This window comes from Marivita sp. (assembly GCF_965656765.1).
GTDB lineage: Bacteria > Pseudomonadota > Alphaproteobacteria > Rhodobacterales > Rhodobacteraceae > Marivita.
Genome location: NZ_CBFHLV010000025.1, coordinates 1 through 20,994, shown reverse-complemented (window position 1 = coordinate 20,994; position 20,994 = coordinate 1). Strand labels below are relative to the sequence as shown.

The window sequence follows — 20,994 nt, the reverse complement described above, 5'->3', positions numbered from 1 at the left end:
GGGTTTCCTCCCTTTGGTTTCCCATCGTGCCGGTTTCTCCGGCTCTCCTTCGCGTGACTTCACATCACACATTCCGCATCGTCCGAACTGGACGAGTGCATTCTATCAGGCCGCCTCCCCGCAGCCCGAATCCTTTATGACGTTGGCCAGTGCTACGGGCAGACCAGATTGCGCTGATTGTGTCGCAGCCTCCGCCATAGCAAGCGCGGCCACCCCGTCCGCTAACGAAACCGGCATTGGCGCATTGTTGTTTACAGCACTAACAAAGGCATCCCACTCAGCTTCGTATGCCGGCATGTAGCGTTCCAAGAAGAAGTAGGTCGGTTTTGCGCGGGACACACCGTCGCGCGTGGATCTCACCACAGTGTTCTCGGTCATGTTCTCTGCCTGCAATAGCCCTTCCGAGCACAACAGCTCTACCCGCTGGTCATAGCCGTAGACGGCCCGCCGTGAATTCTTGATCACCGCGATCCGGCCATCCGCATAGCTTAACGTGACTGCCGCGGTATCAACATCGCCTGCTGCGCCGATGTCCGGATCGACAATGGATGCGCCTGTCGCACTCAACGTTACGGGTAAATCCCCCATGAGGAAGTTCGCCATATCGAAATCGTGGATCATCATATCCCGAAACAGGCCGCCAGAAGTCTTAATATACTGAATTGGCGGAGGTGCAGGATCAAATGACGTGATCGACAAGAGTTCTGCCTTACCCATTTCACCAGAATCGAGCGCAGCCTTCAGTGCGCCAAAATTGCGGTCAAAGCGGCGATTGAATCCAACCATCACGGGGCGTCCGGTCTGCGCTACTCTGGCCTCGCAGCCGATCGCCCGGGCCAAATCAAGATCAACGGGTTTTTCGCAAAGGACAGCCTTTCCAGCCCCAGTAGCCGCTTCGATCAGATCGGAATGGGTGTCAGTTGGTGTGGCAATTAAAACCGCGTCGATATCCGGGGAACTGATGATCTCTTCTGAGGTGCGGACTTCTGCCGAATAGGTGTCTGCTATCGCTTTGGCATTTTCTTGAAAGGCATCAGAAACCGCAGTCAGTCGGCTCGCACCGTGCTTGGAGATTGCACGCGCATGCACCGCGCCAATCCGTCCTGCGCCTAGAAGACCAACATTGAGCATAGGTACCCCCGAATCCCAACTGTCCATCGACGATGACAATTTTTGCAACCGGTTGCAATATTTTTTTGGCGCGTCCTTCGCGGGCGCGATCTCGCTTTAACCCCGTTCGTGTAGCAGATAGCAGTTGATCTGGCTCCCGCCGCCGCATGGCAGCGAGGCGCAGATAGGCAGAGATGGCCAGTCTTGATCCCTGAACTAGACTTTTGCGCGGAATTCTTGCGATTGATCGAACAGCCACGACGTGTCCATCATGTTGGTTCCCTTCAGCGCCCCCTTGGCGCCCCTCATGAATGCCGCAGCGCGCGCCATCGCGACACCTTGGCGCTGACCACCTTTGAGGGTCTCAACCGCCAGATTGATGTTCTGGATGGTCATCAAGCCAAGTTTGGATAGCTTGGCTTGCGCGACTTTCTGCATCTTTTCGCGATCTAACTGATGAAGGAAAGCGCTGCGAAGGCCAGATTTTTGCAGCTCGCGCCCGATGAACATATTGTCGGCGGTGGATAGCGCAGGGAATATCGCGCGAGGCTGGTAAACTGTCCGCATCCCTTTTTTGGGGCATCTGTCGGCGAAGTGAAACGAACCCGCTTACCGTTTAGAAAGACCTCGCGCTCGTCGGTGACAACCGCCCCCGAGACCTTGATGAGGGAAGACTTGCCCGCCCCGTTGTTGCCGACTAGGGCAAGAGCCTCATCGGGCTAAAGATCAGAGCCTCAGTGATCGAGTGCGGTGACTTTACCGTAGCTTTTGACCAACCCGCGGACTGTCCAAGTTGGCTCCATCATGACCGCCGCCGTTTACTGCCTTCCTTCCCGGGGGGCTAGACGACGGCATTTCGTGTGCAGTATGTGTGCAACATGGTCCCGAAACCCGGATGGCGGACCATAGGAGAGCCAAGAATGCCCAACACCGCAGTCACCGCGGCCGCGCATCTTTCTTGCGCACCCATGATGGATGGAACAGGTAGTTCTAAATTTCCTTATTCTTCTGAAGACTGTGCAAATAGCCTATAGGTCATGTTGTAAAAAATGTTGTAACTTTCGGCCTGCGGTTTCCTGCCGACTACTCTGCTCAGACTGACGATCGTTATCGCCAAAGTATTCACCAATTGTCCGACCGCTGAGCAGGGACGGAGAAGCGGAAGAATTTTCCGTTGATCGTGACCCGCAGCGCCGCATCTTCTCGGGCGGTGGTGCACCAAAAGGTACATCGGTTCTCTGAAGCCATCGTTCATTGAAACTACGGCAAATGCGGACGGTGAGACCTAATTCCTGATACTGCAACATGCACCAAGCCCAGAAAATAGCATTGAAGTGGCCGTTCGAAGGTAGGCTTGGCTTCTGTCCGATTATGGGCTGAGAAAGTTCAATCGAAAAATCAGTTGGCTAAGGGGCATAGTGTTCTCTGCGCGCGCAACACGTGGTCGCCTTCCAGCGTGCAACGTCGTGCGTGTTGTGTTTAACTGGAACGACTTAGGATGCTCTTAACCCCAAAAACGAGACGTAGTCATTTGTCCCAAGCCACGCCGATCAAATTCCGAGTGAACGGAAGGCTGCGCTGCTTAGGACAATGGTAGTCCTTGCTTTTCGGTCTCGGCTCCCTGTTGATAGCAACCTGCCGGCAATCAATGAAAGCCGATACTGGCGCAACAGGTCTTTTGGGGAACACAATCTTCGGGCAATCACGCGATGATTGCGGATTGTGCGGCGAGAAGCCGGCCGATAGCATGTAGCAAAGTCAACACTATGAAAAGAGACGGCATGGACAGTCTTCGAGACAGGCATCAATTTGCAATCAGCTTGTGTCACGATGCTGGGGTTGATGCCCTGTCGTATTTCAAGGATCGCGGCAATCTGTCTATCGATCAGAAAGGCACTCAGGATTGGGTAAGCGAAGCGGATCGCAACGTGGAATTATTGATCCGTGAGCGATTGGCCAAGGCATGGCCGGAGGACGGGATCTACGGCGAAGAACACGATCCCAAGCCGGGAACAAGTGGGTTTGACTGGGTAATCGATCCCATTGATGGGACCACCAATTTCGTCAATGGCATTCCGTCATGGACCATTGTCCTAGCCGGAGTAGTTGAAGGGCGAACCGAGGTTGGCGTGATCCACGACCCAAACGTAGGTGAAACCTACGCGGCTCTGCGTGGTGCAGGGGCCTACCTGAACGGAATTAAGATGCAGGTCGCAACTGGTACGCCGCTTTCCAGCGGCTCTGTCGCCGTGGGATATTCCAACCGTGTGGAGGCCACAAACGTGATCCCGGTTCTGTCTGACCTGGTCGGCCAAGGGGCGATGTATCACCGCAATGCAAGCGGTGCCTTGTCCATCGCCTACGTCGCTGCGGGGCGGCTTCTGGGATACATGGAGGAACACATGAATGCCTGGGACTGTCTTGCGGGCCAGCTTTTGGTCGAAGAAGCTGGTGGAAAAGTCGAACTGCAGGATGCCAATGGCATGATCCGTGACGGAGGACGCGTGGTGCTCGGAACACCGGATGTGTTCGACGCACTCGTAGAAATCGCCGATAGCGCATGGCGCGCCTAATCACGCAATTGCTTTCCAACCGTGATCAGGGCAGAGGGACTTTAAATCAGCTGTCCAGTAGTGACCCTGTCCCGGCTGATCATGGGCGCGGTCGATAGCCAATCCTTTCAGGTTGCAATAGAGCAGCGTGCCGACAGCGCCATGCGTGACGATTGCCAAATCGCCACCGCTGTGTTGGCGCGTGATCTCTGACACCGCGCCTACGATCCGCGACTGCGCATCAAGGGCGGTTTCCCAACCTTCATAGCTTGTCTCTGGGTCGGCAAAGAACGCATTGGCTGCGGTCTCGAATGAAGGCGGCGGTAGAAAACCGGTCGCGCTTCGGTCGTTTTCGCCAAGCCGCACATCAAAACTGATTGGAATGTCGCGAGGCTTCGCCAGTATGTCTGCGGTTTCGCGCGCTTTGGTCTCAAAACTTGCCCAGATGTGGGTAACATGCCTCACCTGGTCTGACGCCGCGAAACGCGCCGCCCGGTGCCGACCTATCGCGTTCAATCCCCAATTGGTCACTGGTACGTCGGGGTCAACGATCACCTCTGCGTGGCTGATGACCAAAAGGCGCGGCATCTATTCGGGCAAAAGCACCGGGCCTTTTGCCGCGAAGCCCATCTGCACTTTTGTTCCCGGTTCAAGAGGCGTATCGACGTTTTCGTGCACGGCAAAGACCTGACCGAATTCGCCAGTGAGCGTGTATTCCATACGCACGCCGACATAGGTCGCTTTCGCTACCGTGGCATGCACCCCTTCACCTGAATCAATCACAAGACGTGACGGACGCACGGCTATAGTGGCCGCTCCAGCTGAAAGGCCGCGTGACGGCAGGGTGTGGCGATAGCCTTCGATCTCAATGGTTGCCATATCGCCGTCGATGGACACGATATTGCAGGCCAGCAGGTTCGCCTCACCAATGAAGTCGGCGACGAACCTATCGTTGGGGGCATCGTATAGCTGCCGGGGCGTCCCCATTTGCGCGATAGCGGCGTTTCGCATGACGACAATCTCGTCCGATACGGCCAGCGCTTCTTCCTGATCGTGGGTCACGTAGACAACTGTCAGGCCGAGGTCTTTCTGGATGGCGCGGATGTCTTCGCGGACCTGGCGGCGCAGTTTCGCGTCAAGGTTCGACAGCGGTTCGTCAAAAAGCAGCACCTGCGGTTCCAGAACCAATGCGCGCGCGACGGCGACACGCTGTTGCTGGCCGCCTGACAGCTCGGACGGGAGACGATCATCGAAACCTTTGAGGCCGACAAGGTCCAGCCCGGTCAACGCGCGGCTGCGGGCTTCGTCCTTCGCAAAGCCCGAAAAGGTCAGGCCGTACATGACGTTTTCCAAGACAGTCATATGCGGAAAAAGCGCATAGGACTGAAACACCATGGACACGTCACGGTCTGTCGCGGGTAGCTTTGTCACATCCCGATCCCCGATCAGGATCTTGCCCGAGCTCGCCATTTCCAGACCGGCGATCATCCGCAATGTGGTGGTCTTGCCGCAGCCCGAGGGGCCAAGCAAAGTCACCAGTTTTCCGGCTTCGACATGCAAGTCGATGTTATCGACCGCGCGAACATCCTTTCCAAAGATCTTGGAGACGCCGTCAAAGCAGACAGGCGCGGCTTTGGATTGTATCGTCATGTCAGCTTCTCCTAGACATTGGTCCGAGACTGGCTCATCCGCCGTCCGATCTGGGTGCGTCCGACAATAAGTTGCATCGCGCCCACAACTGAAAGCATCACGAAGATCAGTGTGGTGGAATAGGCGATGGCGAGACCGTAATCGTTATTCTCAACCCGCCCGATGATATAGCTGGTCGCCATGTCGTATTCTGCTGAAACCAAGAAGATTACCGCCGAAATCGCCGTCATGGCGCGCACAAAACTGTAGACCAGCGCGGCAAGGATCGCAGGCCGCAGAAGCGGTAGGATGATCCGTCGGAAGGTTTGCCATGAGTTTGCGCCCAACGTGAGCGAGGATTCATCAAGGCTCCGGTCGAGTTGCGACATTGAGGCAATTCCCGCACGCACGCCCACTGGCATGTTGCGAAAGATGAAACTGATCACAAGAATCACGCCTGTTCCGGTAATCTCAATCGGTGGCACGTTGAAGGCAAGGATGTAGCTGACACCGATCACTGTGCCGGGGATGGCAAAGGACAGCATGGTGCCAAATTCGAACGCGTTCTTGCCGGCAAAGCTTTGGCGCGTGAGAAGATAGGCGGTCACAAGACCGACTGCTGCCGTCAACGGTGCCGCAATCGCGGCAATGGTGATCGTGGTCCAGAAACTGTCCCAAGCTGCTCCTGTCCAGCGGATGCCTTCTTCTTCGAAGCGGACCGAAAAGGCGGTTACGTAGTGCTTGAAGGTCAGCGAATTGTTGACGCCCCATAACTCGACGACACTGCCGTAGATGATCATCGCGTAGACCGCAGCAGTAAACAGCGCCCAGCCGATGGCGACCACCATCACCGGAATGGCCAAGCCGTTCGGCATCAATGGGTGAACACCCGAGTCACCTTTGCCGGTCACTGTGGTGTAGCTTTTCTTACCCAGCCACATGCGTTGAGCGTAAAACGCGGACAGGGTGAAAAACAGCAAAACGATTGCCAACACGGCGGCACGCCCTTGGTCATATTGGGCACCTACGATGGCAAAGAAAATCTCGGTCGAGAGCACATCGAAATTGCCGCCCAGAACCAAAGGATTGCCGAAATCGGCCATGCTTTCGATGAAACCCAGCAGGAACGCATTCGCAAGACCGGGGCGCATCAATGGCAGGGACACGGTCTTGAACGTCTGCCACCGGTTCGCGCGCAGTGTTTGCGCCGCTTCTTCCATGGAAGGAGAGACCCCTTCAACCACGCCGATCAGCACCAGAAAGGCGATGGGGGTGAAGGCAAGCGTCTGGGCGATCAGCACACCGGGCATACCATAAAGCCAACGTGTGGGTTGAACACCAAACAGCTCTGCAAAGAACTGGGTGACAGAGCCTGAGAGACCAAAGAGCAGGATCAGCGCGAGGCCAATCACGAAGGGTGGCGTGATGATCGGCAATACTGTCAGCGCACGCAGCGCGCGCTTGTAGCGAAAGCCAGAGCGAGTGACGACCAGCGCAAAGGCAAGACCGAGGGCTGTCGTGATAAACCCGACCATGATGGCCAAGAAGAGCGAGTTCCACGCCGCACCACAGCGCGCGCCCCACAAACAGCCAAGCCCCCAAAGACGGTCGTCAAAGAACTTCGCAAAGAAGACCGACATGGAATACGCGCCGTCTTCCGTCACGAAGGCGGCGAACAGCATCTTTGCAATGGGAAAGAACACGAAGGCGGTCACAATCGTGATGACGCCACCAATGGCGCTGACCACGAAGACATCCCCATTGATCGCGCCACGTGCAGCGATGCCTTGGGTCAATATAAACAGAAAGGCAGAGGCGCAGATCATTGCCCCATAGCCCATGCCAAACTGGCGAATGCGGATGTCGCCAAATACCGTGGTTAACCAGTCGTAGTTGAAGCCGCGAATGCCAATCGAAAAACCCTGCGCGATTAGCCAGCCAAAGCCGAGCGCACCTGACAGGATAAGAATACGGGAATACATCGGGTCAGATTTGACGCGACCCAGTGCCAGAAACGGCAGGCTCAGCGGAATGAGCAGGGGGGCAAGCCAGAGTTTCTCGGCCTGTCCAATCAGAAAAGCTGCTGGGGCGTAGTCTTCGTTGAACGGATAGCCATCGAACAGCCATTCGAACGACCAAATGCCGTCCTCCACCATGTACCAAGGCAGAAGGCAGTAGCCGACCCACCCGGCGACGATCCAGAAGATCAGTACCGGGTGGGTGGTCTTATCAGCAGTAGAGCTGCGCACTTACTGCGGCAGGGTCGAGACGTCTTCGTCCCACTTTTGCAAGAGCCGCTTACGTTCGTCAGACGATCCGTACTTCTTGAAGTCGTAGTCAATCAGCTTGATCGTCGACATGTCGGGCGCGCTTTCTGAAGTCTGTGCGCCCGTGTTGGACGGAACCTGAAAGGCGTTGACTTGAAGCGCAAGGTTCTGGGCGTCTGCGCTGAGTGCCCAGTCGTAGAACTGCTTGGCTTCGTCTTCATTGCGTGCGCCGTCGATGATCGACATAGAGCCAATTTCATAGCCCGTGCCTTCGCATGGGGCGACGACCTTTACCGGAAAGCCCGAGACAGCCTGTGCTACGGCGTCATGCATGAACACGATACCGATGGTGTTCTCGCCGCGACCTGCCGCCTTTATCGGGGCAGAGCCGGACTTGGTGTATTGGTTGATGTTAGCGTGCAGCCCTTTCATGAACTCAAATCCTTCGTCTTCGCCGAAGATCTGAACCATCGAGGCAAGCGTGGTGTACGCTGTGCCAGACGAATTCGGGTTCGCCATCTGAACGTGGCCCTTGTACTCGGGCTTCAGAAGGTCTTTCCAGCATGCTGGTTCTGGCAGGTTGTTGGCGGCCAGAAGATCGGTGTTGTAGCCGTAGCCAAGCGCACCGGAATAGATGCCGATGGTGCGGTTGCCGGCGCTTTCCGCTTGGGAAATTGCCCAGTCATGCAATTCGCTCCGCATCGGGGAGATGTATCCCATTGTCAGGCCTTCTTCGGCAGCCTGCAAATGCGGGTCACCGGTGCCGCCCCACCAGACGTCACCCTTGGGGTTGGACGATTCCGCGCGGATCTGCGCAAAGGTCTCGCCAGAAGATTTGCGGGTCATGTTTACGTCGATCCCGGTGGCATCTTCAAAGCTGCGCGCCATGAGTTGGCACCAATCTTCTTGTGCAGAGCAATACAGCGTCAGCTTATCAGCTTGTGCTGCGGATACCGACGCGGCCAGTGCGATCACTGTCCCGAGGGCTGTTGTGGTTAGTTTATTCATGTCTTTTCCTCCCTTTAAGTGTTGGCTGCCCGGTTTGCCGGGTCTGTTGTTTGCTCGACTTTATGCGGATTTTCGCATGTCCTCGATAATGGTTATTGTTTTGCGGTTATCGGCAACAGCGCGAAGAAGTTCCGAAAGCTCTGGTTCCTCCACCAGCTTCGCGGCTTTTTTTGGAGAAAACCAGTGGCGTTTTCGTTGCTCGCGCTCTTTCCAGCGACGTTTCAGTTTTTCGACAACCATAGGGTAGAGTGTCACGCGGCAGTGCGTGTTCGTGCCGTCATCCATACGCTTGTTGTAGTGATAGTGACCTATCGGCGTGTCCGAGATAAAGCCAATGGCCCCAGCCTCTTCCAAAGCTTCGATTTCGGCGGCGCGCCACGGTTTTTTCCCATCCATCTGCCATCCTTTGGGCATCACCCAGCGGCCCCGATCCCGTGACGTGACCATAAGGATGCGCAATTTGCCGGTCTTGTCCCAACGCACGGGAAGAGCGGCGATCTGTTCGACAGGGGGCATGGGCTTGCTCATGCAGACCCTCCGACGCTGCGCGGACGGGCCAACCGGGTTTTCAGCAAGTCGCCTGTTTCTTCGGCGATTGGATAGGCGACATAGGTCAGGGCTGCATTGATTTGTTTCAGAACCCGCAAAGTTTCCTGATGAATATTGGTTGTCTCGATGCTAGCCGTTGCCCCACCTTGCAGTCGTTTCAGATGGCGTTCCTGCAGTTTTTGTTCTTCGATGCGGATGCGATCCTTCTCGGCCACAAGCTGGCGCGCGGCCTCTGCATCGCCTGTGGTCAGAACGCTGAGCGCGAGTTGGCCGTTGGTGACAATCTGGTCGTGGAAATGTTCAATATCGGCAAGACCTTCATCTGAGAATGTGACCGCGTCGTCTGACAGTCTCTTGGCCAGCGCCACCAGATTGACAGCGATGCGGTCGGCTGCTTCTTCGAGGCTATTGGCCATCGCCACGATTTCCAGCGTCTTTTTATCTTCCGAGGCTTTGATGTTTGTTTCGCGCAACCGCGACACGTAAATCTTTGTCTCAAAATGCATCCTGTCAATCTCGTCTTCGCGACGCTCGATCACACGGGCTTGTTCGGGGTCCCAGCTCCGGAAGAGATGCATGACCGGCACCAGAATGGCTTGCACGGTCTCTGACATCCGCAACAATTCGCGCTGCGCACAGGCCAAAGCGAGCGGTGCGTGGTTCAGGGCGTCCGGGTCTAACGCTGTCAGAGAGTCGGTTTCCGGGGTGCTATGACGGGGCAGCGCGGCTTCTGCCATGCGCACGATCATGCCGACCAGCGGCAGCGCAACCAACAAAAGCGCGCCGTTCAACATGATGTGCAGCATCACCACCTGCGCCCCGGCACTGGCACCAAGATAAGCCGGATCAAGTGTGCCACTGATCAGGACACCAAGGAAAACCAACGACATGGCCCCTCGCGCCAATAGATTTCCCAGGACGATTAAACGCGCTGGTCTTTCGGCAGACCACAACAGCGCGAACGGGATCACTGCACCACCCATGTTTGCGCCGATGACCAAAGCCGCCGCAACAGCGGGCGCCATCAGGCCAGTGGCAGCAAAGGTTGCAAAGGTAAGAACAGCAGCAAGGCTCGAATGCATGGCCCATGTTAGAAGCGCGCCTAGGGCATAGGCGCTAATTAGATCATCACGAAAATAAGTGGCAATGCTTTGGATAATTGCGTTGTCCCCGATGGGCGCGGTGGCTTCCCGGATCATGCCGAGTGAAATAAACACCAGCGCAAGACCGATGATGATACGTCCGACCTGTTTGGTCTTGCGCGTCTTTGCTTTGAAAAAGGCAACGACGCCGAACAATAAAGCAAAAGGAAGCACTGTTTCGACTGGAAGAATCAACACGCGCGTCATTAACGCGGATCCAAGCTCTGCACCGAGCAGCAAGATCAGTGCAGTGTGAGGTGCCAGCATTCCAGATATTGCAAATCCCGCACTGATAAGCGCGACGGCCGTTGCGCTTTGCATCACCATGGCTGCCAAGCTTCCGCCTGCAGCGGCAGACAGGCGATTGCCAGATAACCGCTTCAGCCCGATTTTGAGTTCCGGCATGAAAGCGCGTTCGACCCCTGTCCGGATCAACCGTGTGGACCAAAGCAGCAGCGCCACCGCCGCGGCAAGATGTGCGGCAAGAACGATCATTCAAGTCTGTCCAAGGCGGCGTTGTGCCGAAACATATTGGGCGAAATACCTTTACCGTCTGTGACGTTTTGAAAAATCTGATCATTCAGATGAGGTTAATGCAACAAAAATAATTGCAAAATGTCAGAAAGACCACAAAAATGCCTTTGAATGCGAGTCGGGGCGGCGGATGTCAAACACGGAAACGCGAGACGCCAGTGCTGAAAAGGGTCGGGATCGGCTCAAGAAATCCGACCGGCGGGGGCAAATCTTATTGGAGTTGAAGTTGCACCCTCACGTGCGGATCAGCGAATTGGCCAGGCGGTTCAATGTGTCAACCGAAACAGTGCGCCGCGATGTTGATGCGTTATCCGATGACGGGTTGATTGCCCGTGCGCACGGCGGGGCCTCAGCCCCATCGCAAGGGCATTATCCGAGCCTCGAAGAACGCAGATCCGCCCGAGTGGAAGAACGCGAACGGATCGCGGCATTGGCGGCGGCGACTGTGCAAGACGGTGAAACCGTGATGATCGACTCAGGCTCAACAACCATCGAACTGGCCAAAGCCTTGGCGTTTCGTAGTGTGGCCTGCACCGTGATCACCAATTCTTTGCCCGTCGCGATGACACTGGGCCACGGCTCTGCCAACGTCATGGTATGCCCGGGAGAATACCAAGCGGCGGAAAGCGCTGTGATCGGGACGGAAACGCTTGAGTTTTTGCGCCACTACCGCGTGGATCGGTGTCTTATCGGCGCGTCTGGCTTTTCCAAAGAAGGAATTTCGGAAACTGTGGCAGGGTTTGCTGCGGTGAAACGCGAAATGCTGCGTCGCGCGACCACGCGGCAGGTACTGATCGACTCTGGCAAGTTTGGTGTTACCGGACTGTTACGTGTCGGTGAAATGGAGGAGCTTGATACATTGTTCACAGACGCACGGCCTGATCCAACCTTGCTGACGGCTTTGGAAGCGGCGCGTGTAGAAATCTGCATAGCACCCGCGTCTGTCTAGTGGCGCGGTATCAAGAAAAAATAAAATAGGGAGAGAAAAATGAAACTGAATATCCAACTGCTACTTGGTGCGTCCGCTTTGGCGCTGATGTCACTTGGCACCACCGCGTCCGCGCAGGACTGTGAGCGCGGTACGCTTGACGAACGCTATTGCGATGTCGACGGCGATCTGGTCGCAGACATCCCGACAGATGCAAGCGAACTGGTTGATCCCGACACGCTCGTTTTTGCATATACGCCTGTAGAAGACCCCGCAGTCTATGCCGAGGCATGGTCTGATTTCCTTGACAACCTGTCCGAAGTCACCGGCAAAGACGTGGTGTTCTTTCCGGTGCAGAACAACGCAGCTCAGATTGAGGCGATGCGCTCGGGTCGGCTGCACATCGCAGGCTTTAACACCGGGTCCAACCCACTGGCTGTGAACTGCGCTGGCTTCCGCCCCTTCGCGCTGATGGCGGCGACGGATGGCAGCTTTGGTTACGAGATGGAGATCATCACCTATCCAGACAGCGGGATTACATCTGTCGAAGATATCAAAGGCGGGCAGATGGCGTTTACGTCGCCGACTTCGAATTCAGGCTTCAAAGCACCGTCGGCCATCCTGCGCTCTGAGTACAACATGGAGGCAGAAGTCGATTTCGAACCCGTCTTCTCTGGCAAACACGACAATTCGATCCTTGGCGTTGCCAACAAAGACTATCCGGCGGCCGCGATTGCGAATTCGGTGCTGCACCGCATGACTGCACGAGAGGTTGTTACGGAAGATCAGATCGTGTCAATTTATACCTCGCAGACCTTCCCGACGACCGGCTATGGCACCGCGCACAACCTGACGCCCGAACTTCAGGCGCAGATCAAAGATGCGTTCGTGAATTTCGATTGGGAAGGCACGTCGCTGGAAGAAGAATTCTCAAAGTCCAACGAAGGCCAATTCCTTCCGATGAACTACAAGGAATTTTGGGCTGTGATCCGTCAGATCGACCAAGCCAACGGCGTTAGCTACTCCTGCGAGTAATCGTTTCATCTTATCCTGACAGGCCCGAATTTTGGGCCTGTCAATCACCCTTGCGAGGGATCTTTTATGCTGCGTCTGCAAAAGCTGGTCAAAACCTATAAAACGGGCGACCAAGCGTTAAAATCCATCGAGCTCGAGGTTCCCAAAGGTCAGGTTCTGGCTTTGATTGGTCCGTCCGGGGCCGGGAAATCTACCTTAATCCGCTGTATCAATCGTTTGGTTGAGCCGACCGAAGGGGCGATCCTGCTGGACGGCACAGATCTGACCAAGCTGGGGTCTGGCGCATTGCGTAAGGCGCGGCGCGAGATGGGTATGATCTTTCAGGAATATGCGCTGGTCGAACGTCTGACGGTAATGGAAAACGTCCTATCGGGCCGTCTGGGCTATGTTGGCTTTTGGCGCTCGTTCTTGCGCAAGTACCCACAAGCGGATGTGGACGAGGCGTTTCGCCTGCTGGACCGTGTCGGTCTGTTGCACATGGCCGACAAACGCGCCGATGAGCTGTCGGGCGGCCAGCGCCAACGTGTCGGCATTTGCCGTGCCCTGATCCAGAATCCAAAGCTCTTACTGGTGGACGAACCCACCGCGTCGCTTGATCCCAAAACCAGCCGTCAGATCATGCGCCTGATCACCGAGCTGTGTCAGGAACGCGGGCTGGCCGCGATTATTAACATTCATGACGTGGCTTTGGCGCAGATGTTTGTGCCCCGCGTCGTCGGTCTGCGGTTTGGCGAGATCGTTTTTGACGGCCTGCCCACCGGCCTCACCCCCGACAAACTGACCGAGATTTACGGCGCAGAAGACTGGGAAGCGACAATCGAAAAAGTCGATGACGACGCAGAGATCGAGGCGGCGGAATGAGTGACGTCACCCTGAATGATAAGCTGGGCACGCCTTGGCGCAAGCCCAACTTTATCCAACGCCCCGCCTTGCGCTGGGCGCTCATCGTCGGCGGAATTGTCTATCTGATTGCTGCCATCAGCTCGATCGAGGTGAACTGGTCTCGCGTCTACGAAGGTCTCGACCGGGGTGGTCAGTTTGTGATGGCGTTCACGTCGCCAGACTTCACCTCGCGCGCCAGCGATATCTGGGCCGGGATGCTGGAAAGCATCGTGATGACCGTGGCCGCGTCTGTGGTCGGCATCCTGATCTCGATCCCCATCGGGCTTGGCGCTGCACGCAATATCGCGCCTTTGCCAGTTTACATGATCTGCCGTGGCATCGTCGCCATCAGCCGCGCGTTGCAGGAAATCATCGTTGCAATCCTGCTGGTCGCGATCTTTGGCTTTGGCCCGCTGGCAGGGTTCCTGACGCTGTCTTTTGCGACCATCGGATTTCTGTCCAAGCTGCTTGCCGAAGACATCGAGTCCATGGACAAAGTCCAAGCGGAAGCGATCAAAGCGTCTGGTGCCAAGTGGATTCAATGGATTAACTACGGCGTACAACCTCAAGTGATGCCTCGATTGGTTGGTTTGTCGATTTATCGCATCGACATCAATTTCCGCGAAAGTGCGATCCTTGGATTGGTTGGCGCTGGCGGTATTGGCGCGACGCTGAACACGGCGTTTGACCGCTATGAATACGACACCGCTGCGGCCATTCTGTTGCTGATCATCGGCATCGTTATGGCGCTCGAATATTTGTCTGGTATCGTCCGTGCGAGGGTCCAGTAATGCCGATTATAGAACGTGACGAAGGCGTCGATTGGCGCCGTCGCACCCCGCGCGAAACGCTTGTGCGGTGGTTCGGTTGGTTGTTGGGTCTGGCGATTTTCCTAGTCTGCTGGCAGCGCATTTCGGATGCAACGACGTGGTTCTTTGTCTGGGATGCTCCGCGTATTGCCGACGACATCTGGACGCGTGCGACGCCACCGCGCTGGGAATACATCACGCAGCTGGGCCGCCCGATTTGGGACACGATCAACATTGCGACGTTAGGCACAATCATCGCTTTGTTTTTGGCCGTTCCAGTGGCGTTTCTGGCGGCGCGCAACACGACGCCGTCGGCGCTCTTCATCCGCCCCATTGCGCTGTTGATCATTGTATCAACCCGCTCGATCAACTCGCTGATCTGGGCGCTGTTGTTGATCGCGGTCATCGGGCCGGGCGTGTTTGCAGGCATTATCGCCATCGCCATCCGGTCGATCGGGTTCTGTGCCAAGCTGCTGTATGAAGCCATCGAAGAGATCGACCTAACGCAAGTTGAGGCGATCACCGCCACGGGGGCTTCGCGCTGGCAGGTTATGGCCTACGGGATCGTGCCGCAGATCATGCCCGCCTTTGCTGGTGTTGCCGTCTTCCGGTGGGACATCAACATCCGCGAATCCACCGTGCTGGGGTTGGTCGGGGCCGGTGGCATCGGTTTGCAACTGTCCGCGTCTCTCAACGTGCTGGCATGGCCTCAGGTCAGTCTCATCCTGCTCGTCATTCTCGCGGCGGTGGTCATCAGCGAATGGGTGTCTGCCAAGGTGCGGGGGGCCATCATCTGATGGCGCTGTCAACAGAAGCAGCCTTTGACGCCTATGAAGCGGTCCGTCACCGGTTGCCGGAGGTCGCTCCAACCGACATGGCGTATAGCCGAGCAACGTCGCTGTCCGACATAGCAGATGACTTCGATGTTTTTCTTCTTGATGCCTTCGGTGTCCTGAACATCGGAGACGCGGCGATCCCGGGCACGCGCGAACGGATTGATACGCTCAGGGCTGCTGGCAAGCGCGTTCTGGTCGTGTCCAACGCGGCGGGCTTCCCACACAAGGCCTTGATGGAAAAGTACACCCGTCTTGGGTACGACTTTGACCCTGAAGATGTGATCACCAGCCGCGCCACATTGTTGGCTGGGCTCAATGGCCGGCAGGATCTCCACTGGGGGTTGATGGCGACGCGCAGCACGGGGCTGCGGGATCTTGAAGACCTCAAACTGACCTATCTCGAAGAATCCTCCGAAGCTTATGTTGAGGTAGAAGGTTTCTTGCTGGTGGGCAGCGCCGCGTGGACCGAAGAACGACAGATGTTGCTTGAAGACACGCTCCGAAAACGGCCGCGTCCGGTGCTGGTTGGCAATCCAGATATCGTCGCGCCGCGCGAAACCGGCTTCTCGGTCGAGCCCGGGCATTATGCGCACCAGTTAGCGGATCGTACCGGGATCATACCCGAATTCTATGGTAAGCCGTTTGCCGACATCTTCGATCTGGCTTTCAAGCGGCTGGGTGATGTGGACCGGTCGCGGGTGGTGATGGTTGGGGACAGCCTGCACACGGACATCCTTGGGGCGTGCCACGTGGGGATCGCATCGGCGTTGATTGCGAATTACGGATTTTTTGCAGGACAAGACGCTGAAAAGGCCGTTTCTGCCGCCGGTATCGTACCTGATTTCATTTTGGAGCGGCCATGACAGCAATTAGCCTCATGTCGACTTCGCAGCGCAGGTTCAAACTGTGCGAAACCGTGGCGGGTCACCCGCCAAAGACCAGCAGCCAATAAGGGAGAAACACATGAAACACTCAATTAGCATCCTCGCGGCATCGGCCGTTCTGGGGTCAACCCAGGTCGCAACAGCCGCTACCGAAGTCGAGTTCTGGCATGCCTTCACGGGACGCCTCGGCGAATTGGTGGCCGAGCAGGTCGACACGTTCAACAACTCTCAATCGGACTACACCGTGGTTGCCACGCACAAAGGTAACTATTCGGAAACTCTAAATGCCGGGATCGCGGCCTTCCGTGCAGGTGAGCAGCCCGATATCCTGATGGTGTTCGAGGTTGGCACCGCGACGATGATGGCAGCTCAGGGCGCGATCAAACCGGTTTACGAAGTGATGGGCGACGGGTTCGATCAATCGAAATACATCGGCTCGGTTAAAGGTTATTATACCTCACCTGAAGGCGATATGCTGTCCCTGCCGTTCAATTCGTCGACGCCGGTTCTCTGGGTGAACCGCGACAAGCTTTCCGAAGCGGGTATCGACCCCGACACCGACATGTCTACATGGGAACAGGTCGGCACAGTTCTCGACCAGTTGAAAGAGGCTGGCGTCGATTGCCCAATGACCACAGCATGGCAGAGCTGGATTCATCTGGAAAACTTCTCGGCCTATCATGATGTGCCGTTCGCTACGCAGTCGAACGGATTTGACGGCACCGACACTGAGCTTGCGTTCAATAGCGCAGCACAGGTCGCACATATCGGCGCGATGGGCGAATGGGCACAGGAGGGCAAGTTCATCTATGCTGGCCGCCGCAACGAAGGTGGCGCAAACTTCCGCGCCGGTGAATGTGCGCTCTTCACTGAATCCTCGGCGGGCTACGCGGGGATCAATGCAGAGGCCGAGTTTGAATTCGAAGTGCGCCCACTGCCATATTGGACAGCTGTCGCCAGTGAGCCGCAGAACACCATTATCGGTGGTGCTTCTCTCTGGGTGATGGAAGGCCAGAGCGACGAGGAATATGCAGGCGTTGCTGCATTCATGGACTTCCTGTCCAGCGCTGAAATCCAAGCCAAGTGGCACCAGGATACAGGCTATTTGCCGATCACCTCCGAAGCAGGCGACCTGACCCGCAGCCAAGGCTTCTATGACGCAAACCCTGGAACCGATATCGCAGTGATCCAGATGACAGCTAAGGAACCGACAGGGAACTCCAAAGGTCTGCGCCTTGGATCGTTTGACCAGATCCGTGGCATCATCGACGAAGAGCTGGAAGCAATCTGGGCGGGTGACAAAGACGCGCAAACAGCGCTGGATTCGGCTGTGGAACGCGGCAACGCATTGCTGCGCCGCTTCGAACAGGCGTCGCGCTAAGTGAGCCAAGCGTGCGCCCCCATGAAGGGGCGTACGTACCTTCCGGGCTAAGGGGGCAAAGTTGGAAAAGCGTGTCACGTTCAAAGGCATCTGGCTGCCGCTGCTGTTGGTACTGCCGCAAATCCTGATCACAGCCATTTTCTTTTTCTACCCGGCGGGGCAGGCGATCTGGCAATCGCTTTTCATTCCCGATCCGTTTGGCTTGTCCATGCAGTGGGTGGGACTTGGCAATTTCGAATACTTGTTCTCTGATCGCTATTACCGTGCGTCGTTCGTCACGACAGCCGTTTTCTCGATACTAGTCACTGTCGTTTCGATGGGCGTCGCGCTCTACCTTGCCATTCTGGCAGACCGATTGATCAAAGGGTCCGGCACCTATCGAACGCTCTTGATCTGGCCCTATGCCGTGGCACCTGCGGTTGCGGGTGTTCTTTGGCTTTTCATGTTCAACACCCGCGTAGGTGTTGTGACGTGGTACCTTGGTCACTTGGGCTACGATTGGAACCATGTCCTGAACGAAGGCGAGGCAATGGGCCTTGTCGTCGTGGCAAGCGCATGGGGCCGTATCAGCTACAACTTTCTGTTTTTCCTCGCGGGCCTTCAGGCGATCCCGAAATCGGTGATCGAAGCTGCTGCCATAGATGGCGCGCATTTCTGGACGCGGTTCCGCACGATCGTCTGGCCGCTTTTGTCGCCGACCACGTTCTTCCTCTTGGTGGTGAACATCATCTACGCCTTCTTCGAGACCTTCGGGGTGATCCACACCATCACCAGCGGTGGACCGCAGCAGGCCACGACGATCTTGGTCTACAAAGTCTATTCCGATGGCTTTGTGGGGCAGGACTTGGGCTCGTCTGCAGCGCAATCCGTGGTGCTTCTGTTCATCGTGTCGATCTTGACCGTGGTCCAGTTCAAATACATCGAACGCAGGGTGCATTACTGATGGCTCAGCAAACAGGTATGGTTGAAAAACGCGGGGCCGGGCTTTGGTTAACCCACTTGGGAATGATCATCGGCGTTGCATTTATCTTTTTCCCGATTTGGCTGGCCTTTGTTGCGTCGACCGTAACCAATGCAGAGATCATTCGCCCACCCATGCCTCTTTGGCCCGGGGATCAGTTTATTGAGAACTACACCCGCGCGCTCACAGCAGGCATCAATGCGCCCGTTGCTCTGATGATGTGGAATTCTCTGATCATGGCCATGGGGATTGCGATCGGCAAAATTGCCATCAGCCTCTTGTCGGCCTTCGCCATCGTCTATTTCAAGTTTCCAGGTCGGCAGCTTTTCTTCTGGCTGATCTTCCTGACACTGATGCTCCCGGTCGAGGTGCGCATTGTGCCGACCTACGAGGTTATTGCGAATTTTGGGATGCTGAACAGCTATCAGGGCCTGATCCTGCCGCTGATAGCGTCGGCGACGGCGACGTTCTTGTTTCGTCAGTTCTTCATGACTGTCCCAGATGAACTGGCCGAGGCGGCGCGCGTGGATGGGGCAGGGCCTATGCGGTTCTTCTTTGACATCCTGCTGCCGATGAGCCGGACAAATATCGCAGCGCTCTTCGTCATCCTGTTTATCTACGGCTGGAACCAGTATCTCTGGCCTCTTCTGATCACCACCGATCCCGACATGAACACCATCGTTATGGGCATCAAGCAAATGTTCCCCTCGGGCGACGACTTCGCGCATTGGCCCACGATCATGGCAACTTCGATCCTTGCGATGGTGCCGCCGGTGATTGTGGTTGTGGGCATGCAAAAGCTGTTCATCCGTGGACTTGTGGAAAGCGAGAAATAAGAAAATGGCAACGCTGACCCTTAACGACGTCAAGAAATCCTTTGGCGAGACAGACGTCATTCATGGCGTATCGATCGATGTGGAAGATGGCGAATTCATCGTGATCGTCGGCCCGTCCGGCTGTGGCAAATCCACCTTGCTGCGCATGGTTGCCGGGCTTGAAACGATCACCGATGGCGAGGTTCAAATCGGCGGGCGGCGCGTAAATAAAGAGGAGCCTATGGACCGCGACATCGCCATGGTGTTCCAGAACTACGCGCTTTATCCACATATGTCAGTGTTCGATAACATGGCCTACGGGCTCAAGATCGCCAAAGTGCCGAAACACGAAATCGAAGATCGCGTCCAGCAGGCGGCCCGGCTTTTGCAGTTGGAGCTTTACCTTAAACGCAAGCCCCGGGAATTGTCCGGGGGCCAGCGCCAGCGTGTCGCCATGGGGCGTGCCATCGTGCGTAAACCAGCGGTGTTCCTGTTCGACGAACCGCTGTCCAACCTCGACGCCAAGCTGCGGGTTCAGATGCGGTTGGAAATCAAAGCGCTGCAACGCGAACTGGGTGTCACAGCACTTTATGTCACCCATGATCAGGTTGAAGCGATGACAATGGCCGACCGCATGATTGTGATGAATGGCGGGGTGGCCGATCAGATCGGCAAGCCTTTAGAGGTCTACGCCAATCCGGCGACTGAATTTGTAGCCGGTTTCATCGGCTCGCCGCCAACAAATTTCCTCGCAGGCAGCCTGATTGGGGAGACAACTGAGTACCGGGTCGGAATCCGCCCCGAGCATATGCACCTCTCCAGCGCGCTCGACACACGTCTGACCGCGCGCGTGGCCTATAGCGAAGTTTTGGGTGCGGAGACGCTTATTCACCTGAAAGCTGCTGATGACACGCACATCACCGTGCGGCAGGACGCCGGCGTCATGATCCCGGACGAAGGAAGCGAGACTGGCCTTTCCTGGGACATATCGCGTGAAATGCGGTTTGACGGGGCTGGCAAACGCGTGGTGCCGCCAACTTAGACCGGGTCTTTCTTGCTGTGCAGGTCTTCGGGGCGTCAATGCATTTGACAGGGCTCGTAATTCGATGGTGGACGTCCCTCAAATGGCTGCCAACAGCGTGTCTTTGTACCGCGCAAAGTGGCGGCCGTCGGTCTCGAACTTGTCTTCTTTTCTGTTGGGCGCTTCGCAGATAACCAGCGGCCCGGAGGAGAGTTTTGAATGCCTGTGAACGCAGCGGAAAATGCAGCGCGCCTGTCCGTCGCGCCCATGGAGAAACCGACTTCCAGACTGCCTCTCTGAATAACGCTGGGCGCCAATTCAGCAGAACAAGTCATGTGCAATCCAAGAGTAAGGTCTGCAAAGCGCGCGAATGCAGCCTCTCGCATAATTGCAGCAAATTCACACTTTGTCCGCAGTCTGTAAGTTGGCACACAGCGCGGCGAATGGTGGCACTCTTGCGCGCATGGATTGGGAACTATCACCCAAAGACGAACAGAAAGGCGCGGGGGAGGCGCTACAACATCGCGATTCAGGCGCAACACTTGTTGTAACGAGGCGAAAAACAGGTGCGGATGAGCGCGAAACTGTCAACGGCAGAGTAAAAGTGAGCCAAAGGGCAGCGCAAAATGTTGCCTCTTTGGGTTTGGGATA

Annotated in this window: 19 protein-coding genes and 1 pseudogene; 12 read left to right on the top strand and 8 right to left on the bottom strand. The window is 56.3% G+C overall.

Translation table 11 applies throughout. The features are described from left to right. Positions 1-105: 105 nt before the first annotated feature. Together iolG and ACTG4M_RS09045 are read right to left on the bottom strand one after the other, a co-directional pair. Positions 106-1,131, bottom strand: coding sequence for an inositol 2-dehydrogenase (iolG, locus tag ACTG4M_RS09050; RefSeq protein ID WP_439123340.1), 1,026 nt, complete (start codon positions 1,129-1,131; stop codon positions 106-108). Positions 1,132-1,419: 288 nt separating this feature from the next. After that, positions 1,420-1,913 (bottom strand): annotated as a pseudogene (locus tag ACTG4M_RS09045) (ATP-binding cassette domain-containing protein); the annotation flags it as partial. Between the two features lie 978 nt (positions 1,914-2,891). Here ACTG4M_RS09045 and ACTG4M_RS09040 point away from each other — a divergent pair. Continuing rightward, positions 2,892-3,683, top strand: a complete 792-nt coding sequence (locus ACTG4M_RS09040; RefSeq protein ID WP_439123322.1) for an inositol monophosphatase family protein — start codon at positions 2,892-2,894, stop codon at positions 3,681-3,683. On the opposite strand, the gene ACTG4M_RS09035 is transcribed toward ACTG4M_RS09040, so the two are convergent. The 6 genes from ACTG4M_RS09035 to ACTG4M_RS09010 are packed head-to-tail and all read right to left on the bottom strand — an operon-like array spanning position 3,684 to position 10,752. Next, positions 3,684-4,250 carry a histidine phosphatase family protein gene (locus tag ACTG4M_RS09035; RefSeq protein WP_439123321.1) on the bottom strand — a complete coding sequence of 189 codons (567 nt, stop codon included), beginning with the start codon at positions 4,248-4,250 and terminating at the stop codon, positions 3,684-3,686. Further along, a complete protein-coding gene (locus tag ACTG4M_RS09030; protein WP_439123320.1) occupies positions 4,251-5,312 on the bottom strand; it encodes an ABC transporter ATP-binding protein in 1,062 nt (353 codons plus the stop codon). 11 nt (positions 5,313-5,323) lie between these two features. Continuing rightward, entirely contained in the window at positions 5,324-7,540 is a 2,217-nt protein-coding gene (locus ACTG4M_RS09025) for an ABC transporter permease (RefSeq protein WP_439123319.1), read from the bottom strand. After that, positions 7,541-8,566, bottom strand: a complete 1,026-nt coding sequence (locus ACTG4M_RS09020) for an ABC transporter substrate-binding protein (protein WP_439123318.1) — start codon at positions 8,564-8,566, stop codon at positions 7,541-7,543. A gap of 60 nt (positions 8,567-8,626) precedes the next feature. Continuing rightward, positions 8,627-9,094, bottom strand: coding sequence for an NUDIX hydrolase (locus ACTG4M_RS09015; protein WP_439123317.1), 468 nt, complete (start codon positions 9,092-9,094; stop codon positions 8,627-8,629). Beyond that, positions 9,091-10,752, bottom strand: a complete 1,662-nt coding sequence (locus ACTG4M_RS09010) for a Na/Pi cotransporter family protein (protein ID WP_439123316.1) — start codon at positions 10,750-10,752, stop codon at positions 9,091-9,093. The genes ACTG4M_RS09015 and ACTG4M_RS09010 overlap by 4 nt, the downstream gene beginning before the upstream one ends. 169 nt (positions 10,753-10,921) lie before the next feature. Here ACTG4M_RS09010 and ACTG4M_RS09005 point away from each other — a divergent pair, with 169 nt between their 5' ends. The 11 genes from ACTG4M_RS09005 to ACTG4M_RS08955 all read left to right on the top strand — a co-directional run. Further along, a complete protein-coding gene (locus ACTG4M_RS09005; protein ID WP_439123315.1) occupies positions 10,922-11,740 on the top strand; it encodes a DeoR/GlpR family DNA-binding transcription regulator in 819 nt (272 codons plus the stop codon). 39 nt (positions 11,741-11,779) lie between these two features. Further along, positions 11,780-12,754, top strand: coding sequence for a phosphate/phosphite/phosphonate ABC transporter substrate-binding protein (phnD, locus tag ACTG4M_RS09000; RefSeq protein WP_439123314.1), 975 nt, complete (start codon positions 11,780-11,782; stop codon positions 12,752-12,754). A 66-nt stretch (positions 12,755-12,820) separates the two neighbouring features. Beyond that, the gene (gene phnC, locus ACTG4M_RS08995; RefSeq protein WP_439123313.1) at positions 12,821-13,615 is read left to right on the top strand and encodes a phosphonate ABC transporter ATP-binding protein; all 795 of its coding nucleotides are present in this window, start codon (positions 12,821-12,823) and stop codon (positions 13,613-13,615) included. Next, positions 13,612-14,427 (top strand): phosphonate ABC transporter, permease protein PhnE, encoded by an 816-nt coding sequence (gene phnE / locus ACTG4M_RS08990; protein WP_439123312.1) that lies wholly within the window; start codon positions 13,612-13,614, stop codon positions 14,425-14,427. Before phnC ends, phnE (ACTG4M_RS08990) begins: the two co-directional genes overlap by 4 nt. Then, positions 14,427-15,242: a phosphonate ABC transporter, permease protein PhnE gene (phnE, locus tag ACTG4M_RS08985; protein ID WP_439123311.1), complete on the top strand. Its 816-nt coding sequence runs from the start codon at positions 14,427-14,429 to the stop codon at positions 15,240-15,242. Before phnE (ACTG4M_RS08990) ends, phnE (ACTG4M_RS08985) begins: the two co-directional genes overlap by 1 nt. After that, positions 15,242-16,144 carry a TIGR01459 family HAD-type hydrolase gene (locus ACTG4M_RS08980; RefSeq protein ID WP_439123310.1) on the top strand — a complete coding sequence of 301 codons (903 nt, stop codon included), beginning with the start codon at positions 15,242-15,244 and terminating at the stop codon, positions 16,142-16,144. The genes phnE (ACTG4M_RS08985) and ACTG4M_RS08980 overlap by 1 nt, the downstream gene beginning before the upstream one ends. A gap of 100 nt (positions 16,145-16,244) precedes the next feature. Beyond that, positions 16,245-17,546 carry a sn-glycerol-3-phosphate ABC transporter substrate-binding protein UgpB gene (ugpB, locus tag ACTG4M_RS08975; protein WP_439123309.1) on the top strand — a complete coding sequence of 434 codons (1,302 nt, stop codon included), beginning with the start codon at positions 16,245-16,247 and terminating at the stop codon, positions 17,544-17,546. A 61-nt stretch (positions 17,547-17,607) separates the two neighbouring features. Next, positions 17,608-18,489 carry a sn-glycerol-3-phosphate ABC transporter permease UgpA gene (ugpA, locus tag ACTG4M_RS08970; protein ID WP_347199464.1) on the top strand — a complete coding sequence of 294 codons (882 nt, stop codon included), beginning with the start codon at positions 17,608-17,610 and terminating at the stop codon, positions 18,487-18,489. Between the two features lie 17 nt (positions 18,490-18,506). Next, entirely contained in the window at positions 18,507-19,343 is an 837-nt protein-coding gene (gene ugpE, locus ACTG4M_RS08965; protein WP_439123339.1) for a sn-glycerol-3-phosphate ABC transporter permease UgpE, read from the top strand. A gap of 4 nt (positions 19,344-19,347) precedes the next feature. Beyond that, a complete protein-coding gene (locus tag ACTG4M_RS08960; RefSeq protein WP_439123308.1) occupies positions 19,348-20,364 on the top strand; it encodes an ABC transporter ATP-binding protein in 1,017 nt (338 codons plus the stop codon). A 442-nt stretch (positions 20,365-20,806) separates the two neighbouring features. Further along, on the top strand, positions 20,807-20,994 hold a 188-nt coding region (locus tag ACTG4M_RS08955), incomplete at its 3' end, for a hypothetical protein (RefSeq protein WP_439123307.1).

Coding starts and splice junctions, on each gene's coding strand:
- iolG (WP_439123340.1), bottom strand. CDS start 1,131: ATGCTCAATGTTGGTCTTCTAGGCGCAGGACGGATTGGCGCGGTGCAT.
- ACTG4M_RS09040 (WP_439123322.1), top strand. CDS start 2,892: ATGGACAGTCTTCGAGACAGGCATCAATTTGCAATCAGCTTGTGTCAC.
- ACTG4M_RS09035 (WP_439123321.1), bottom strand. CDS start 4,250: ATGCCGCGCCTTTTGGTCATCAGCCACGCAGAGGTGATCGTTGACCCC.
- ACTG4M_RS09030 (WP_439123320.1), bottom strand. CDS start 5,312: ATGACGATACAATCCAAAGCCGCGCCTGTCTGCTTTGACGGCGTCTCC.
- ACTG4M_RS09020 (WP_439123318.1), bottom strand. CDS start 8,566: ATGAATAAACTAACCACAACAGCCCTCGGGACAGTGATCGCACTGGCC.
- ACTG4M_RS09015 (WP_439123317.1), bottom strand. CDS start 9,094: ATGAGCAAGCCCATGCCCCCTGTCGAACAGATCGCCGCTCTTCCCGTG.
- ACTG4M_RS09010 (WP_439123316.1), bottom strand. CDS start 10,752: ATGATCGTTCTTGCCGCACATCTTGCCGCGGCGGTGGCGCTGCTGCTT.
- ACTG4M_RS09005 (WP_439123315.1), top strand. CDS start 10,922: ATGTCAAACACGGAAACGCGAGACGCCAGTGCTGAAAAGGGTCGGGAT.
- phnD (WP_439123314.1), top strand. CDS start 11,780: ATGAAACTGAATATCCAACTGCTACTTGGTGCGTCCGCTTTGGCGCTG.
- phnC (WP_439123313.1), top strand. CDS start 12,821: ATGCTGCGTCTGCAAAAGCTGGTCAAAACCTATAAAACGGGCGACCAA.
- phnE (WP_439123312.1), top strand. CDS start 13,612: ATGAGTGACGTCACCCTGAATGATAAGCTGGGCACGCCTTGGCGCAAG.
- phnE (WP_439123311.1), top strand. CDS start 14,427: ATGCCGATTATAGAACGTGACGAAGGCGTCGATTGGCGCCGTCGCACC.
- ACTG4M_RS08980 (WP_439123310.1), top strand. CDS start 15,242: ATGGCGCTGTCAACAGAAGCAGCCTTTGACGCCTATGAAGCGGTCCGT.
- ugpB (WP_439123309.1), top strand. CDS start 16,245: ATGAAACACTCAATTAGCATCCTCGCGGCATCGGCCGTTCTGGGGTCA.
- ugpE (WP_439123339.1), top strand. CDS start 18,507: ATGGTTGAAAAACGCGGGGCCGGGCTTTGGTTAACCCACTTGGGAATG.
- ACTG4M_RS08960 (WP_439123308.1), top strand. CDS start 19,348: ATGGCAACGCTGACCCTTAACGACGTCAAGAAATCCTTTGGCGAGACA.